Origin of the sequence: Nocardia camponoti (genome assembly GCF_014646135.1) — a bacterium.
In the GTDB taxonomy this organism is placed as follows: Bacteria; Actinomycetota; Actinomycetes; order Mycobacteriales; family Mycobacteriaceae; genus Nocardia; species Nocardia camponoti.
Map to the genome: position 1 here is coordinate 806,335 of NZ_BMMW01000002.1, position 14,921 is coordinate 821,255.

The 14,921-nt window shown below is 63.0% G+C and carries 18 protein-coding genes; 5 read left to right on the top strand and 13 right to left on the bottom strand.

The features are described from left to right. Window positions 1–33: 33 nt before the first annotated feature. The 5 genes from IEX78_RS11780 to uraD all read right to left on the bottom strand — a co-directional run bounded on the left by IEX78_RS11780 (window position 34) and on the right by uraD (window position 4,078). Entirely contained in the window at window positions 34–897 is an 864-nt protein-coding gene (locus IEX78_RS11780) for an FAD binding domain-containing protein (protein WP_188828935.1), read from the bottom strand. A 145-nt stretch (window positions 898–1,042) separates the two neighbouring features. Further along, the gene (locus IEX78_RS11785) at window positions 1,043–2,401 is read right to left on the bottom strand and encodes an 8-oxoguanine deaminase (protein WP_188828936.1); all 1,359 of its coding nucleotides are present in this window, start codon (window positions 2,399–2,401) and stop codon (window positions 1,043–1,045) included. Beyond that, window positions 2,389–3,279, bottom strand: a complete 891-nt coding sequence (gene pucL / locus IEX78_RS11790; RefSeq protein WP_188828937.1) for a factor-independent urate hydroxylase — start codon at window positions 3,277–3,279, stop codon at window positions 2,389–2,391. The genes IEX78_RS11785 and pucL overlap by 13 nt, the downstream gene beginning before the upstream one ends. A gap of 2 nt (window positions 3,280–3,281) precedes the next feature. After that, on the bottom strand, window positions 3,282–3,599 hold the full coding sequence (uraH, locus tag IEX78_RS11795; RefSeq protein WP_188828938.1) for a hydroxyisourate hydrolase: 318 nt from the start codon (window positions 3,597–3,599) through the stop codon (window positions 3,282–3,284). A gap of 2 nt (window positions 3,600–3,601) precedes the next feature. Further along, window positions 3,602–4,078 carry a 2-oxo-4-hydroxy-4-carboxy-5-ureidoimidazoline decarboxylase gene (uraD, locus tag IEX78_RS11800; RefSeq protein ID WP_188828939.1) on the bottom strand — a complete coding sequence of 159 codons (477 nt, stop codon included), beginning with the start codon at window positions 4,076–4,078 and terminating at the stop codon, window positions 3,602–3,604. Window positions 4,079–4,204: 126 nt separating this feature from the next. Here uraD and IEX78_RS11805 point away from each other — a divergent pair, with 126 nt between their 5' ends. Continuing rightward, window positions 4,205–4,807: a nucleotidyltransferase family protein gene (locus IEX78_RS11805; protein WP_188828940.1), complete on the top strand. Its 603-nt coding sequence runs from the start codon at window positions 4,205–4,207 to the stop codon at window positions 4,805–4,807. A gap of 5 nt (window positions 4,808–4,812) precedes the next feature. Further along, window positions 4,813–5,832: an XdhC family protein gene (locus IEX78_RS11810; protein WP_188828941.1), complete on the top strand. Its 1,020-nt coding sequence runs from the start codon at window positions 4,813–4,815 to the stop codon at window positions 5,830–5,832. Here the strand turns inward: IEX78_RS11810 and IEX78_RS11815 are convergent. Further along, on the bottom strand, window positions 5,829–6,176 hold the full coding sequence (locus tag IEX78_RS11815; RefSeq protein WP_188828942.1) for a hypothetical protein: 348 nt from the start codon (window positions 6,174–6,176) through the stop codon (window positions 5,829–5,831). The genes IEX78_RS11810 and IEX78_RS11815 overlap by 4 nt on opposite strands. A 94-nt stretch (window positions 6,177–6,270) precedes the next feature. Further along, window positions 6,271–7,284 carry a hypothetical protein gene (locus IEX78_RS11820; RefSeq protein WP_188828943.1) on the bottom strand — a complete coding sequence of 338 codons (1,014 nt, stop codon included), beginning with the start codon at window positions 7,282–7,284 and terminating at the stop codon, window positions 6,271–6,273. Window positions 7,285–7,473: 189 nt separating this feature from the next. Here IEX78_RS11820 and IEX78_RS11825 point away from each other — a divergent pair, with 189 nt between their 5' ends. After that, complete coding sequence (locus IEX78_RS11825) at window positions 7,474–7,770, top strand: helix-turn-helix domain-containing protein (RefSeq protein WP_188828944.1); 297 nt, start codon at window positions 7,474–7,476, stop codon at window positions 7,768–7,770. Next, window positions 7,767–9,002 (top strand): type II toxin-antitoxin system HipA family toxin, encoded by a 1,236-nt coding sequence (locus IEX78_RS11830; protein ID WP_188828945.1) that lies wholly within the window; start codon window positions 7,767–7,769, stop codon window positions 9,000–9,002. The genes IEX78_RS11825 and IEX78_RS11830 overlap by 4 nt, the downstream gene beginning before the upstream one ends. 81 nt (window positions 9,003–9,083) lie before the next feature. Here IEX78_RS11830 and IEX78_RS11835 read toward each other — a convergent pair whose 3' ends face one another. Genes IEX78_RS11835 through IEX78_RS11850 form a run of 4 tightly spaced genes read right to left on the bottom strand, consistent with a single transcriptional unit; the run spans window position 9,084 to window position 12,531 of the window. Then, entirely contained in the window at window positions 9,084–10,148 is a 1,065-nt protein-coding gene (locus tag IEX78_RS11835) for an ABC transporter substrate-binding protein (RefSeq protein ID WP_188828946.1), read from the bottom strand. Window positions 10,149–10,208: 60 nt separating this feature from the next. Then, window positions 10,209–11,009, bottom strand: a complete 801-nt coding sequence (locus IEX78_RS11840; RefSeq protein ID WP_188828947.1) for an ABC transporter permease — start codon at window positions 11,007–11,009, stop codon at window positions 10,209–10,211. Further along, window positions 11,006–11,755 (bottom strand): ABC transporter permease, encoded by a 750-nt coding sequence (locus IEX78_RS11845; protein WP_188828948.1) that lies wholly within the window; start codon window positions 11,753–11,755, stop codon window positions 11,006–11,008. The genes IEX78_RS11840 and IEX78_RS11845 overlap by 4 nt, the downstream gene beginning before the upstream one ends. After that, complete coding sequence (locus tag IEX78_RS11850; protein WP_188828949.1) at window positions 11,752–12,531, bottom strand: ABC transporter ATP-binding protein; 780 nt, start codon at window positions 12,529–12,531, stop codon at window positions 11,752–11,754. The genes IEX78_RS11845 and IEX78_RS11850 overlap by 4 nt, the downstream gene beginning before the upstream one ends. A gap of 251 nt (window positions 12,532–12,782) precedes the next feature. Here IEX78_RS11850 and IEX78_RS11855 point away from each other — a divergent pair, with 251 nt between their 5' ends. After that, window positions 12,783–13,793 (top strand): alpha/beta hydrolase, encoded by a 1,011-nt coding sequence (locus IEX78_RS11855; RefSeq protein WP_188828950.1) that lies wholly within the window; start codon window positions 12,783–12,785, stop codon window positions 13,791–13,793. A gap of 66 nt (window positions 13,794–13,859) precedes the next feature. Here IEX78_RS11855 and IEX78_RS11860 read toward each other — a convergent pair whose 3' ends face one another. Continuing rightward, a complete protein-coding gene (locus IEX78_RS11860) occupies window positions 13,860–14,444 on the bottom strand; it encodes a TetR/AcrR family transcriptional regulator (protein WP_229683897.1) in 585 nt (194 codons plus the stop codon). Between the two features lie 111 nt (window positions 14,445–14,555). Next, entirely contained in the window at window positions 14,556–14,918 is a 363-nt protein-coding gene (locus IEX78_RS11865; protein WP_188828951.1) for a DUF3349 domain-containing protein, read from the bottom strand. Window positions 14,919–14,921 lie beyond the last annotated feature (3 nt).

Below are 14,921 nucleotides of genomic sequence, written 5' to 3' on the forward strand. Positions count from 1 at the left end.
CTACCTTGATCTTCGTGAGCTAGTCGTTGGGGACTACGAGAGCGCGGTCGGCGCACTTCCCGTGTCCCGTAGCTCGCCAACCACTTCGCGCGCCAACAACCCGGTCACGTGCGCGCGCCAATCAGGCGCGCCGTGGGGGTCGTCGAACCAGCGGGCCGGGTCGATGGACGCAACCGCGCGCGCGACCGCGTCTTCGGCTGGGACAGTGTCGAATTCGAGAACGACAGGTCGGTCGGTCGCTGCGGTGATCGTGACCGCGCACGAACCGTCCGGCATTGCCACACCCATCACGACCGACCCCGACCGCCCAAGCGGCGCGAGAGCGATCTTGCGAAAACTGGTGCGCGACAACAACCCTGACGTCGGCACGAGGAAGCTCCGCACCACTTCGCCCTCACGCAGCGCGTTCACGCCGGGACCAAACACAAACTCGCGCAACGGAATCGAGCGCTCGCCGAGCGGACCCCACACGGTCGCGACCGCATCCAGCGCAACCAAGGAACCAAGCACCGCTCCGGCAGGCAGCGACAAACAAACGTTTCCGCCAACCGTCGCCGTCCGCCAAATCTTGTGCGAAGCGAGCAACGCCCGGCACGATAGCGCGAACAACGCCGTGCCCGGCCACTCCGGTTTCATCAGCGTGGTACCGAGTTCACGCCCGGGACGCGCCCCGGCAAATTCCGCGAGTGTGCACGTCGCGGCGATTTCCAACCCAGCATCGGAAACACGCAGGGCTGGCCAACCGAGAGTCGTGATGTCGACCAGCGCGTCGATGTTGTCGTGCGGTTCCGAATACAGGAACGTGCCGCCGGCGAGCACCGAGCAACCAGGGCCGAGCCGCGCCAGGTCGGCGCGGTCGCGAGCCAGGTGCACTTGGGTCACGGTATCTAGATCCACAAGCCCTCCTCGGCTCACTTCGACGCAGCGCGGGATCTCTTCGATGCAGCGCGGGTCATGACTAATCGTTGCCAACACTAAGTGCGTGCGGTTGCCACGATGTTGCGCGACAACCGCCGGAAATTTCGCTCCGGTTAACGCCGATTCACTCGCCTACTAATGCCGCCTGAGCTGCGGCAACCTGCACGCCAACCGCTTCTTCATCGACGGTCAGCACCACTGAGTCGCGCACCACTTCGCGCCCGTTCACGATCAACGCGGCAAGCGGCGGAGCTGACCCAAGAATCAGCGCGACGACCGGATCAGCGATTCCCGCATGTGCTGCGGTATCGACTCGCCACAGCGCCAAGTCCGCGAGTTTGCCCGGCTCGATCGAACCAATCTCGGCGTCGCGGCCAAGCACACGTGCCCCGCCCATCGTCGCCAGTTCAAGCGCGGTGCGGACCGTCATCGCGCGCGGCCCACCAACGGCCCGCGCATACAGCAACGCGTTGCGCGGCTCTTCGATCAGCGACGACGACTCGTTGCTCGCCGCCCCGTCGACGCCGAGCCCAACCGGGACGCCGGCCGCGACGAGGTCAGCGGTGCGCGCGATGCCAGCCCCAAGTCGGCCGTTCGACGTCGGGCAATGCGCGACGCCAGTCCCGGTTCGCGCCATCGCGCCGATCGCCTCGTCATCGAGATGCACCGCGTGCGCGTACCAAACGTCGTCGCCGAGCCAGCCAAGTCGCTCCATGTACTGGGCGGGCGTGCAACCGAAGGTTTCGAGGCAAAACTCCTGCTCATCGATGGTTTCGGCGAGGTGCGTGTGGAGCCGAACGCCTGCCGAGCGCGCGAGCGCTGCCGATTCGCGCATGAGGTCGGCCGTCACCGAGAACGGCGAACAGGGCGCGAGCGCGATGCGGACCATCGAGTCGAACGACGGGTCGTGCCAGGTGTCGATGGCGGCGACGCTCGCGGCGAGGATGCCGTCGATGGACTCGACAACCGAGTCCGGCGGCAACCCACCTTGGCTCTGTCCGAGGTCCATCGACCCGCGCGCCGGATGGAACCGCAACCCCACTTCGGTCGCCGCCGCGATCTCGGCAGCAAGCAGGTCGCCACCGCCCTGCGGGAAAACGTAGTGATGATCCGACGACGTGGTGCAGCCACTCCGGGCAAGGGCGACCAGCGCCCCGGTTGCCGCGGTGTGTACCGACTTCTCGTCAATGCGCGACCACACCGGATAGAGCGTGGTCAGCCACTCGAAAAGCGTGTTGTCGGCGGCGAGTCCGCGCGTTGCCCACTGGTAGAGGTGGTGATGGGTGTTCACCAGCCCCGGTGTGAGCAGGCAGCCGCGCCCGTCGATGCGCGCAACGTCGGGCCCGAAATCCGGCGGCGTTCCTTCGCCGATGGAGTCAATTCTGTTGCCGCTCACGGCAACCCAGCCGTCGCGATATTCGGTGCCAGCAGCGTCGACGGTCGCGATCGCGCAACCGGTGATGAGCAGGTTCACGCTTCCCATGCCGGCCCCGCTTCTGGTGCGTCCGAGCGAGTCAGGGTCGCGTGGATCGAGCCATACGGCCGGTCGGCCGCCCAAAACACCTCACCCTTGTTCTCGATCCCGAACTGCCCAAGGTTGTAGTCGAAGTGATGCTTATTCGGCGCGGAGAGTCGAATCTCGGCGAGCATCGGAAACCGTTCGAGCACAGCGGTTCCCATCGCGTACAGCGTCTGTTGCAGCGCCTTGGAATACGTGGTGGCGAACAGTTCAAGCAGCGTCGCGCGAATCCCGGCGAAAACCTCGTCCCAGTCGAAACCGGTCGTGTCGGCGAACCGCCAGTTCACGACAAGCGACGTGGCGAGAACTCGGTCATCGGTTGGCGGGAGTGTCGTGAACTCGTCGACCAGAAACCCGTTGAATTCCGAACCGGTCGACTTGAGCACGACCAAGTCCTTGATCCCGCCGACCACCCACGTGCCGTCACCCGAAACCGTGACCGCGGCGGTTCGCACCTCCGGCCCCAACCGCGACCACGAATGATCGTGCTCAACGCCGTCAATCGAAATCCGCTGCCACGCGTAGGCCTCGACGTCGATCCGCGCGCTGGTCACCGGCTCAACCGAATCAACGAAATGCGCGGCGAGCCCCAGCGCATAACCCTCGATCGTTTCGATGCCACGCTGCGCGTACACAAACGTCATGTGCTTTTGCGTATCCGTCGGCAAGACGTGACGCTGGTCACCTTCGGTGTATGCCTCGGCGAAATCGCCGCGCAGGGTCGTCGTCACGTTCACATCGCGGATCTCGTGGCGCGCGTCCTGCTTGAAAAACCGCACAACCCGGTTCTCGGCTTTGCCGTATCGGTTGTCGGTCAACTCAATGGCACCGCTTAATGGCATGGTCAGCTCCCTCGATAGGTGGAATAGGCGAACGGCGAAAGCAACAGTGGCACGTGCAAATGCGACTGCTCACCCACCGTGAAGGTGACAACGACTTGGGGATAAAACGTCTCGACGCCCTGGGCGGCGAAGTACGCGCCGGTGTCGAAATGCAGCAGGTAGTCGCCGGGATTGAGGCCAGCGGCGAGTTCTTTAATGCGACCGTCAGCGTCGGTGAGCGCTTCGGCGACGCGCCGGTCACCGTGGGTCAACCACACTCCGACCTCGGCGGCAGGTACGCCACGAACAGCGTCAAGAACGTGCGTCGACAAACTCGTCATGGTTATTCACCAACCAATCGAAGCAGGCGCAGTCGGTTGATCTTGCCCAATTCGGTTCGCATAACGTCCCTTTCGGTTGCCGGATCATTGCCTAACCTTGCTTCGAGCACCGCGAGTAATTCCTCACCGCTGCGCCCAGCCGCGCACACCAGATAAATGTGGTCGAATTTGGCTTCATAAGCCCGGTTGCCAGCCGCTAACGCTGCGCGCACTTCGTCGCCTTCAACACCAGCCTGTTCGCGGGCGGACGCGGCCGAAGTTGGTCGGTCGCCGATGCGCGGATGACCGCTGAGCGCGGCGTCAATGTCGATGTCGACGAGCGCGGCGTCGGCTGCGGCGAGCAGGTCGTCGACCGTCGCGAACGGGCGCGCCGCCGTCAACGCGTCGGCCCAGCTCGGCGCGGAACAGCAGGCAAGCAATGCCGCACGCGCCGCGTCGGCGGGCATGGCGTTGAAATCGGCGATGGCGTTGCTTGTCATCGCTCAAGCATTGCCCCAACTCGCGGCCGTTGCCATCGTTGTGGGGTCGGTCACGTCAGCGTGTCGTCGTCTTGGAGCTGCTCGCCCGTAATCCCCTAGCAACATCAGGTCGCTACCTTCGCACCCATGCCCCAACCAGCAGCGAAAGCCGACGCGTCATGCGTTGGCATCGTGTTGGCCGCGGGCGCTGGGACGCGCTATGGCAAACCCAAGGCGCTTGCCGAAAACGGGGCGTGGTTGCGCGGCGCGGTCGCGGCTTTGCGTGACGGCGGATGCGACTCGGTCACCGTGCTACTCGGCGCGACCGGACCCAACCCCGACCTCGTGCCAGCGGGCGCGAACTGGCACTGGGTCGCCGACTGGGCGACGGGCCTTTCTGCTACCGTCAGAAGCGGGTTTTTCATTGCGGGACAATCGAATTCGCGTTACGTCGCGTTCTTGCCCGTTGATGTTCCCGATATTGGTGCCGATGTCGTCGCCCGCGTGCTCGCCGCCGCCCGTTCCAGCGAAAGCGGCATCGCCCGCGCTGTGTTCCACGACACACCAGGCCACCCTGCCGTGATCGAGAACAAGCACTGGGGGGCGATTTCAGGGTCTTTAGTAGGTGATCACGGAGCGGGTTCCTATTTGGGCGCTCGACAAGATATGGTGTGCGTCACGTGCGATGACTTGGCGGCTGGGAACGATCGCGATTTCCCGGAAGTCATCGACACGGTCGATCGGAGTTAAGAGCTATGCGCGATATCGTCGATGACCTTCTGCGAGTGTGGCATTCAGGCCGAACCGGGGGTCTCGCCACCGTGGTCCGTACCATCGGGACCGACGCCGTTCCCATTGGTAGCGCGTTGCTCGTCACGCCCAACGGTGGCGTCTTCGGGTCCATCGGCGCGGGGCGGTTCGAAGAGACCGTTTACGCGGCCGCACTCGAAGCCGCCCGCACCGGCACCCGGCAACTACGTCGCTACAGCATGGTCACCGGGATGGAGTCCACGTCCGACGACGGGCAGCTCGTCGACATTTTCGTCGAGCCGTTCTCCTGCCGCGATTTCCCGGAGTTCCCAGCTATCGCCGCCGATATTCAGGCGCACCGCCGCGTGACCGTCTTTACCGTGGTGTGGAATCAGGATCCTGACGTGATCGGCCAGCATTTGGTCACCGATCGCAAGCATGCGACGGAATTGGTCGCGCTGCCGGAATCGGATTTGTTCGTCGCGTCGTACTGCCCGCCGCCGCGCCTGATTATCTTCGGCGCGAACGCGTACGCGGCGACATTGGCGACGCAGGCGAAAATGATTGGCTACCGCGTCAGCATTTGCGATTCGCGCGCCGAATTCGCCGACCCTGCGTCGTTCCCCGGCGTTGAGGTTGTTTGCGATTGGCCGCACCGCTACTTGAACACCCTCGCGGCCGCGGGCGAGATTGACTCAAGCACGGGCATCGTGGTTTTGGCGAACGAGCCGCGCTTCGAAATCCCGTTGCTGACGGTGGCATTGCGCTTGCCGGAACTGGGTTACCTTGCGGCCCTTGGCACTCCAGCCGACCAGGCCCGCCGTCTAGACGACCTGCGTGCCGGCGGGTTCGACGAGTCGACGTTGGCGGGTTTGCACGTCCCCGCAGGTTTGGAATCGGGCCCGCGCACCCCTGCGGAAACCGCGGTTTTCATCACGGCCGATTTCTTGGCGGCCCGCGCAGGTTTGCGCTTGGCAGCACAGCGCGATTATGGGGCGCATACGGCAGTTGGAATGGCGATTTAGTCGGATTCGACTGCGACGTCTCCGTAGATTTCCGCGACGGTCAGGTCGGCGACGACCTTGACCGGGCCCTCGGAAACCGAGATCACGGCCCCCGGATAGAGGGAGGGGGCAACTATCTCCGGAGCGATAAAGCCGAACCGAACGAGTTCCCGTCCGTCGGTGACGGTTCCCGGGAGCTCGATCAGCATCGACACCAATTCAGAGAAGGTACCGGGCGCCGCACCGACCACACGGGCGTTCGCCCCATACACGGGCCCTGTCGGCCGCCCAGTCTGCCGTCCCCCATCGTCCGCAGATTTGAACGTGATGTAGCCGCTGCCAAACGGTTTCCCCAGGATGCGCACGCGACTGACGCTACCGGCGGTTCTGGCGTCTCGCACAGCAAGTGGATCAGCCAGCGTTCCAACGTGATTCACGCTCGACCGCGTCAACCCCTCGTCACTTGAGGACTTCCGGATCTCGACCCCATCGCTGATCTTCTGTCGCTTCGAAGCTGAAAAGATAGAACAGTGTCGGGTGGGAGAAGGCAGATAACCTCCCCCGCGCGTTGCCCACGATGGTGTCGCCGCTGGCAAGCATCAAATTCCATTCGCCTACGTCTCCCGGTTCGATAGTTTCGTCGTTGCCCGAATGTGGGGCGAAAACGCGCAGACGGAGTCCATCGAACTCGAAAACTACCTCCCCGTCGTCGTTCCGGCTCATTCCAAGCAAGCGGCGGTCCCTGAGAATCTCAATCCGTGACTCAATCTCCTCGCGCGGATCCTGCCAACCCAGGTAGGCGGCGTCTTCGCTCTCAATTCGCCATGGCACGTTGCCGATCAGCAATGCGACATCGTCGCGCATGACAACACGACGCCGTGGAATCTCGCTTCTGCCGCCACCGAAGTGGAGAGAGAACATGCTGCCTGCCACCCATGCGGTGTCGGAAATCGGCACACATGGCAGCGACCAAATCTTCCCGTCTAGCGCAAATTCTGGTGTTGCTGTGACTCGTGGGCGAACCTGTACGGTCTGCGAAAACTCATGCTCGGCCGCGGCGCCAGACGCCGACCGCCCGCCGTTCCACCCGACACCGAACTTCCGATCCGGCCCCTTCAGCGTCCAAAACGGAGGTGCACCGTCCCCCTGGCGAAATGTTTCTGGAAATATGCGCAAACGCAGATCTTCGAAGAAGAAAACGGTGTCGAGACTTGATGCCTGGACCTCAATCGCGGTGAGCCTTTTCAACACCAACGACGCCAGCGCGACGTCAATAAACCGCGGTGAGTCTTGGCTTCCGACTACCGCTCCTTCTGGTCCATCGATGCGCCACGAGAGCGCGTAGACCGAAAGCAACGCACCAGATAAATCGAGCCGGACCACAAAGTCCCGTCCCAGCTTCACTGCGACAACTAACGAGCCCACGAGCTCATCGACTATCGGGAGGTCAACGAGGCGACGCGGCGTGCTCACCGTCAGGACCCTACCGTCACGGGTCGGCACCCGAAGACTGAAATTGGCCGCTGACCGTAGGTTTGGCGGCTGTTGCCCGCCTTCAGTGAGCGAAATGCCAGGCGTAGCGGGGCAACACGCGAAGATAATGGCGCGTATATCGCCCATAAACCACTACAATGAACAGCCTACGCACCGTAAGGATTGTCGATGAAGCGTCCATCGCCCCGCGTCAATCGCGCCGCTCGTGAGCTTGGCGAGCACATCACCACCTGGCGCAAACTGCTCAATCTCACCGCCGAACAGGTCGCTGACCGCGCTAGCATCTCGCGGTCCACGCTGCGGCGCCTCGAACAAGGCGAACTTGGTGTCTCGATGGGCACGTACCTCAACACGCTGCGCGCGTTGGGCCAACTCGACCAAGCCGTCAAAGCCATCGACCCTTACGAGACTGACTTAGGTCGCGCCCGCGCTGACCAGAAATTGCCGAAGCGGGTGCGGCAATGACCGATCAGCTCGCCGTGTGGGTCGATATCAATGGCGAGACGGTCCCCGTCGGCACCGCCTATTTCACACACCGTGGCAGCTTGGCGACCGCGTTCGGGTATCGACAGGACTACCTGCGGCGCCCAGACGCCTACGCGCTAGACCCCTCGCTGCCGCTCTATCAAGGGCAGCACCACGTCGCTAGCTTGCCTGGTGCTTTCGCCGACAGCGCGCCCGACCGATGGGGGCGCAATCTCATTCGCCAACGCCTTCGCGGTCGAGATCAGTCAACGAAGGCCCGCGCGCTGACGTCCGTCGACTTTCTCACCGGCGTAGGCGATTACACACGTCAGGGCGCACTTCGCTTTAGCGCCGAGGGTGCTAGCGACTTCCTCGACCCCGATTCCGCTGTACCCAAAATGATCGAGTTGCCGCAGCTTCTTCGCGCCGCCGACCATCTCGCGCGCGACGACCACGATTTCAGCGATCTCAAACTTCTGTTAGCCGCGGGCACCGCCACGCTGGGAGGCGCTCGGCCGAAAGCATCTGTCCGCGACGGGGACACCCTCTACATCGCGAAGTTCGGTCACCACGCCGACAACTGGGATGTGATGGCATGGGAGAAAACCGCGATCGATCTCGCGGAACTCGCGGGAATCGCAACGCCGCGCCACTCGCTGCATCGTGTCGATGGTCGCGGAGTTCTCGTCTTGGAGCGATTCGACCGGGAGGGCAGCACCCGTATCGGCTACGTCAGCGCGATGACCATGATCGGCGGTCGCGACGGCGGAGGACACGACTACCTCGATGTCATCGAGGAATTGCCCGATCAGGGCGACCAGCCCGCCGAGGACCTGGCCGCCCTTTGGCGGCGGGTGGCTTTCAGCGTCGCTATTCACAACACCGACGATCACTTGCGCAATCACGGATTCCTCCGCACGCGAGGTGGCTGGCGGTTGGCACCGGTATTCGACATCAACCCCAATCCCGAAGCGGCGGAACCGAGAATGACCTCTATCGCAGGCGCGCGCGTCGGCGCGGAAGAAGTCGATGGGCTGGCGGTGTTGGCCGAGGCGTGCGGCATCGGCCCTAGACAAGCCGCAACGATACTGTCCGAAGTGCTCGCTGCCACCGCGCAATGGGAATCGGTTGCGGCGCGAAACGGGATCGGCGCATCCGAAAGATCGCGTTTCACTTCGGCTTTCGAAAATCTCCGACCCGCATTGACGGAGTTCATCGCGGCCTCAGGCTGACCCAGCCTTATCCGCAACACTAATGGCGCGCGGATGAGCCGTTAACCCCTTCAACGGTCCGTCCACGCGCCACTAATTCCCCTACTTCAACCCCGGGTTCTCCGCGTAAACCTCGCGCAAAACTGACAGGTCGAACAGCTGCGACGCCTTGATGTCGATCTTCGCCGTCTTCAACGCCGCGATGTTCTGCTCGATCAGCGCGTCGGTCATCGTGAACAAACCGTCGCTCTTCGTTGCCGCGGAAACGATCAAGTCGTTCTGGGCCGTCGCCTCAAGCGTCTGCTCGTCCAAGCTCAGCTTGAGGTCCTTGCCGTACACCTCAACTGCCAAGCGGGCCGACTCGGCGGGTGACGCGACCGCGTCCTTCCAACCCTTGATCTGCGCGGTCAGGAACGCCTTGAGCTTGTCGCGCTCCTTGTCGATGGTCGACTGCTTCACCGTCAACGTCTCCGCGACAAGCGGCAAACCGAAATCGGCGAACAGGAAGTTGGTGTTCGCGAAACCCTTCGACGCCAAGGTAATTGGCTCGTTGGTCACGTAGCTGACCCACCCGTCGACCTCACCGTTGGCAAGCGGCGTTGGGTCGAACTGTGCGGGCACGATCGTGACTTCGCTCGGCTTAATCCCGTTCGCGGCGAGGAGGGCGTTGAAGATCAGCAGGTTCGTGTCCTGCACGCCGATCTTGCGACCCTTCATATCGGCGGGCGTCTTGATGGGTTTGGCCGCCGAGCTCACGATGCAGAACGGGTTCTTCTGGAAGGTCGCGCCAACGATCTTGGCGGGCAGGCCTTCAAGGATCGCGGGCGCGGTGGTCTGCGGTGCGGAGAGGCCGAGCCACACCTTTCCGGTGTCGAGGCCAGCCTCAACTGACGTGCTCGCCGCGCCACCCGCGACGAGGTCTACCGCACCGAATCCCGCATCCTTGAAATAGCCTTTCGAGTCCGCGAAATACTCACCCGCGAATTCGATGTTCTTGATCCACGAAAGCTGAATCGCGACCTTGCCGTATTTCGATCCGTCGGACGACGAACCATCCGCGGACGTGCCGGACGCGCCACCACAGGCGGCGAGCAAGCCAGCTCCACCGAGGGCAACGCCCGACATCGCGGAAAAGCGGAGAAAGGAACGACGGTCGATACTGTTCATTTCTCGAATGTAGAGTCGCCGTGTTTCGTTTTCTTTTCCAACACGTTCCACGGCTATTCCCTACGCGCCGCTGGTGATTCGGCCAGCATTAGGGCCAAATCGCGCTAGCACAAGATTCTCAATCACGCCGACAATCGCGTAAAGAAGAACCGAAACAATGGTGACAACTACGATCGACGCCCATAGCCGATTGTACTGAAACATCGGAATAGCGCGCACCAACGAAGCCCCCAATCCTGTTCCGCTGCCCAACCATTCACCGAGTAGCGCACCAATAAGCGCGCCTGGCACCGACACTCGCGCGGCGGCGAAAATCGACGGCAGCGCGGCGGGCACCGCGACCATCCGCAGCCCGGTCCAGCGCGTCCCGCCATAGACGGCAACCAATTCCATTGCCTGCCTTGGTGCTTCACGCAGTCCGGTCATGATCATGACGAGCGCGGGAAAGAACACGACGATCGCGGCCAACGCCGTGACACCAAACGTGCCGCGTCCGAAAATCAGCACGACGATCGGACTCAACGCGACAAGCGGCACCGAACGCAACAGCATCGCGACGGGCATAAACGTCTGTCGCACAACCGAAGACACGACGAAGATCGCGGCAACGGCGAGCGCGCCGAACATCCCGAAAACGAAGCCAGTCGCAGCATCGGTGAGTGTGATCGTCAGGTCGTCGAGGATCGCGGTTCGTGCTGTCGGCGATTCACTCAGATACGTCCAGATATCGCTCGGCGTTTTCCCGACGCGCGGTCCGATCTGTGGGAAGGCTTTGAGGAACACCGTCCAGATCACGAACAGGAGCACGAGCGAGATCAGCAGCGGCAGCAAGAAGCGACCAATGCGGGTCAGCACGGTCATCGCGCGACCTCCTTAGTCCACGGGGTGACAACGCGCGCGAGTGCGGCGACCAGCAAGTATCCGAGTCCGGCGAGGGCGGCGGCGGCGAGCGCCATGCCCCACGTGCGCGGCACGTTGTAGGCGGTTTGGGCCGCGGTCAACGCGACGCCGATCCCGCTGTCGACGCCACCGAGGTACTCGCCGATGATCGCGCCGAGCACCGCCGAAGGCGCGGCGATCTTCAGCGCGGCGAAAATCGACGGCAACGCCGCGATCGCCCGCACCCGGTAAAGCTCCTGCCAGCGCCCGCCGCCGTACGCGCGGATCAGGTCGATGCTCGTCGAATCGGCCGACCGTAGCCCGGCGACCGCGCCAACCATCGTGGTGAAGAAGCAGTACATCGCGGCGAGGAACACCGTCGGGGTTCGCCCACCGAACACAACGAGGATGATCGGCCCAAGCGCAACGAGCGGCGTGCAGTAACTGAGAATCGCCAACTGGGTCGCCAGCGGTTCAACGCGCGGGACAAGCATGACAAGCACCGCCAAGCCCAGGGCCAGCAGGTTTCCCCAAAGGAACCCAAGCAGCGCGCCTCGCGCTGTAATCGCGAAGTTGGGCCCGTATAGCGCCCACCCGTCGGTGAACATGGTCGAGACCACGCGCAACGGCGACGGAATCGTGCCGCCTGCGACGCCGAAGGCCGCGAGCGCCGACCAACCGACAAGCAGAACTAAGACTCCGGCGAGCCCGGCTAGCCGACCCTTCACGCCACACCTCGACCAAAAAGCAGCTCAGAGAGGTAGTCGCAGACCTTGTGGAATTCGGGCGTGCGCATCATTTCCGGAGTACGCGGACGCGGCAAGTCGATGGTGACGAGTTCAATGACACGCCCAGGACGCGGACTCATCACCGCGACCACGTCGGAAAGAAAGACCGCTTCGCTGATGCCGTGGGTGACCATCAATGTTGTCGCCGGTTTCGACGTCCAGATCCTCAGCAGTTCGAGGTTCAGCCGCTGACGCGTCATGTCATCGAGTGCGCCGAACGGCTCGTCAAGCAACAGCACCGACGGTTGAACCACAAGCGCGCGAGCGATCGAAACACGTTGCCGCATACCGCCAGACAACTGCGCGGGCTTGGCCTTCTCGAACCCTTCCAGCCCAACAAGGGCGATCAGTTCGGCGACGCGATCAGGCGCGGCGGGCAGCCCAGCAACCTGCAACGGCAGCGCGATATTCGACTCGACCGACCGCCACGGCAGCAGCGCCGAATCCTGGAACGCGATACCGAGCTCATGTCCTGACCGCAATTGCTCGGGCGTGTGCCCGTTGATGCGCGCGGTACCGGCGGTCGGCGTGTCCAAACCGGCGAGAATGCGCAGCACCGTCGACTTGCCACACCCCGACGGGCCAAGCAACGAGAGGAACGCCCCATTCTCCGTATGGAGGTCAACCGAACCAAGCGCGTCGACTGTTTTGCGGCCTACTTTGAACGTCTTCGACAACCCGCTGATCTCGATCCCCGGGGGCAATTCCTTAGCCATGTCGCAACCATAAGAGCGCCTAGTTGCGCTGATATTTCCGTCGAGGCGGACATATTGCCGGGTCGTTAACGATGGTCATGGACACATGTTGACGCTGATTCATCACGAAAAGGTGATCTATCGCCAGACAGGCGTCAGGTCTACACATAGAGTGTCGAAGGATCTGACATCCGCAACCGCCCAGCAAGGCGGATGATGAACTACTGCGATGACGGTGCCCAACGGCCCCGTGGACTGGAACCGACTGCTCGATGAAGCTCTCTGCACTACGTAACGTTGCCGCGCTGCGCACCACCGCGGTGGCACTCACCGCCGCACTGTCGGTCGCTGTCCTCGCTGGCGGCGCGTCAGCTGAACCCGAGAAGGCGTCGGCGGTGTCGTCGGTCGTCAAGGACGGTCGCAGCTGGCACCTCAAGGTGTATTCCGCCTCGATGAAGAAAGAAATCGCCGTCGACGTGCAGCGTCCGGTCGACGAGTCAAAGCCCGCACCCAACCTGTGGATGCTCAATGGCCTCGACGGTGGCGAAGGCACCGCGAGCTGGAACGCGCAGACCAACGCGCTCGGCTTCCTCGCCGACAAGCAGGTCAACGTGATCCAGCCGATCGGCGGCCGTGGTAGCTACTACGCCGACTGGCGCAAGGAAGACCCCAAGCTCGGCTTCAACAAGTGGACAACGTTCTTCACCGAGGAACTGCCGCCGCTGCTCGACAAGACGCTGAACTCCACCGGTCTCAATGCCCTGGCTGGTCTTTCGACATCGGGCACCTCGGTGCTTCAGCTTGCCGAAGCCAAGCCTGGCCTGTTCAAGTCGGTCGCCGCGTACTCGGGCTGCGCCCAGATCGCCGACCCGGTCGGTCGCCAGTTCGTGAAGTTCTCGATTGAAATGTGGGCCGGTGGCGACACCGAGAACATGTACGGCCCGGACAACGACCCGGCGTGGGTCGCCAATGACCCGGTCATCAACGCCGAAAAGCTGCGCGGCACCAACCTCTACATCTCCTCCGGCAGCGGCATGCCGGTGATGGAAGACGTGCGCTACTACACCGAGGGCAACGGTCCGGTCGGCGTGATCAACCTCGGTCTCGGCGTCGCGATCGAAGCCGCGACCAACGCGTGCACGGCCAACCTGAAGAACAAGCTGGACTCGCTCAACATCCCGGCGACCTACCTGTTCAACCCGGTGGGCACCCACTACTGGCCGTACTGGGAGTCGGCGCTGCACGAGTCGTGGCCGATGCTCGCTCAGGGCATGGGTATCTGAAAGTAAGTAAAAAAGTGGGCGGGTCCGGATCACTCCGGGCCCGCCCACTTCGTTGTTCATGGCACGTTAGCTAGGCGCGACCGGCGTCCGGGTGCTGAGGCCGGACTCGATCAGGTAGGCGATCTCGTCGCAAATCTCGTCGACCGAGATCGCTTCGCCAGGCACCGTCGAATGCACCATTTCCTGCGCGAGCGAATTCACCGCGCCGATCACCGCGAGCGAGAACAGGTGGAAGCCGCGCGATTCGGCTTCGCCACGTTCGGCGGCACGTTGGGCTTCGCTGGTGATGAGCGTGAGAATCTGGCGACGCTGTGCGCGACGCCATTCCTCAACAAGTGGGCTGACGCCAACAACTTCTAAATAGAAGACGCGCGCCGCGCGACGATCCCGACAGGTGACGGAAAGAAACGCACGAAATGTCTCGACAACCCGCACGACAAGCGGTTCATCGTGCGTGCGTTCGAGTACCTCATCAAGGCGTTGCAGCGCCGCGGTATTCATCCGGTCGACAAGTGCGATCAACAGCGCTTCGCGTGAACCAATATCTTCGTAGAAACTGCGCGTAGAAACATTGGCGGTCGCGCACAGGCGTTCGATCGACGTCGACGAATATCCTTGGGTACCAAAGAGTTCGAGGGCGGCGTCGATCAATCGACCTCTTCTTAGTGCGACTCGTTGCTGACGGGACAAACCGCCGTAAGAACGTCCACTATCCATCTCAGTCGCACGCGAAACCACGAGCAAATGCTAGCCCCGACCGAATTATTCGGTGGCCGTTTCGCTTTCATCGTCGGTGGCATCGATCGGTTCGGCCAACGGCCAACCGCCCGCGGCGAGGTGCGATGCGACGCGCGCGGTGTCGGCGGCGGCGGGCTGTTGCTTGGCGAAGTCGGCGATAGCGGCTTCGATATCGGCCTCACTGATGTGTTCACCCTGGGCAGCCTCGCTGAGCCGTTCGGCGATCACAACCACTTCGTAGTCGGTGAGATGCCGATGCAAAACCGCCAAAAGCGCGACGTAGTCCGACTGCGGCACGCCCTGGGGGTAACCGGCGCGCAGCCACCCGAGCACCCGCAGCAGCAGGTTGGGCCGAACCACATGGTCTTTGTCAGCCGGGTCAGTCATCGG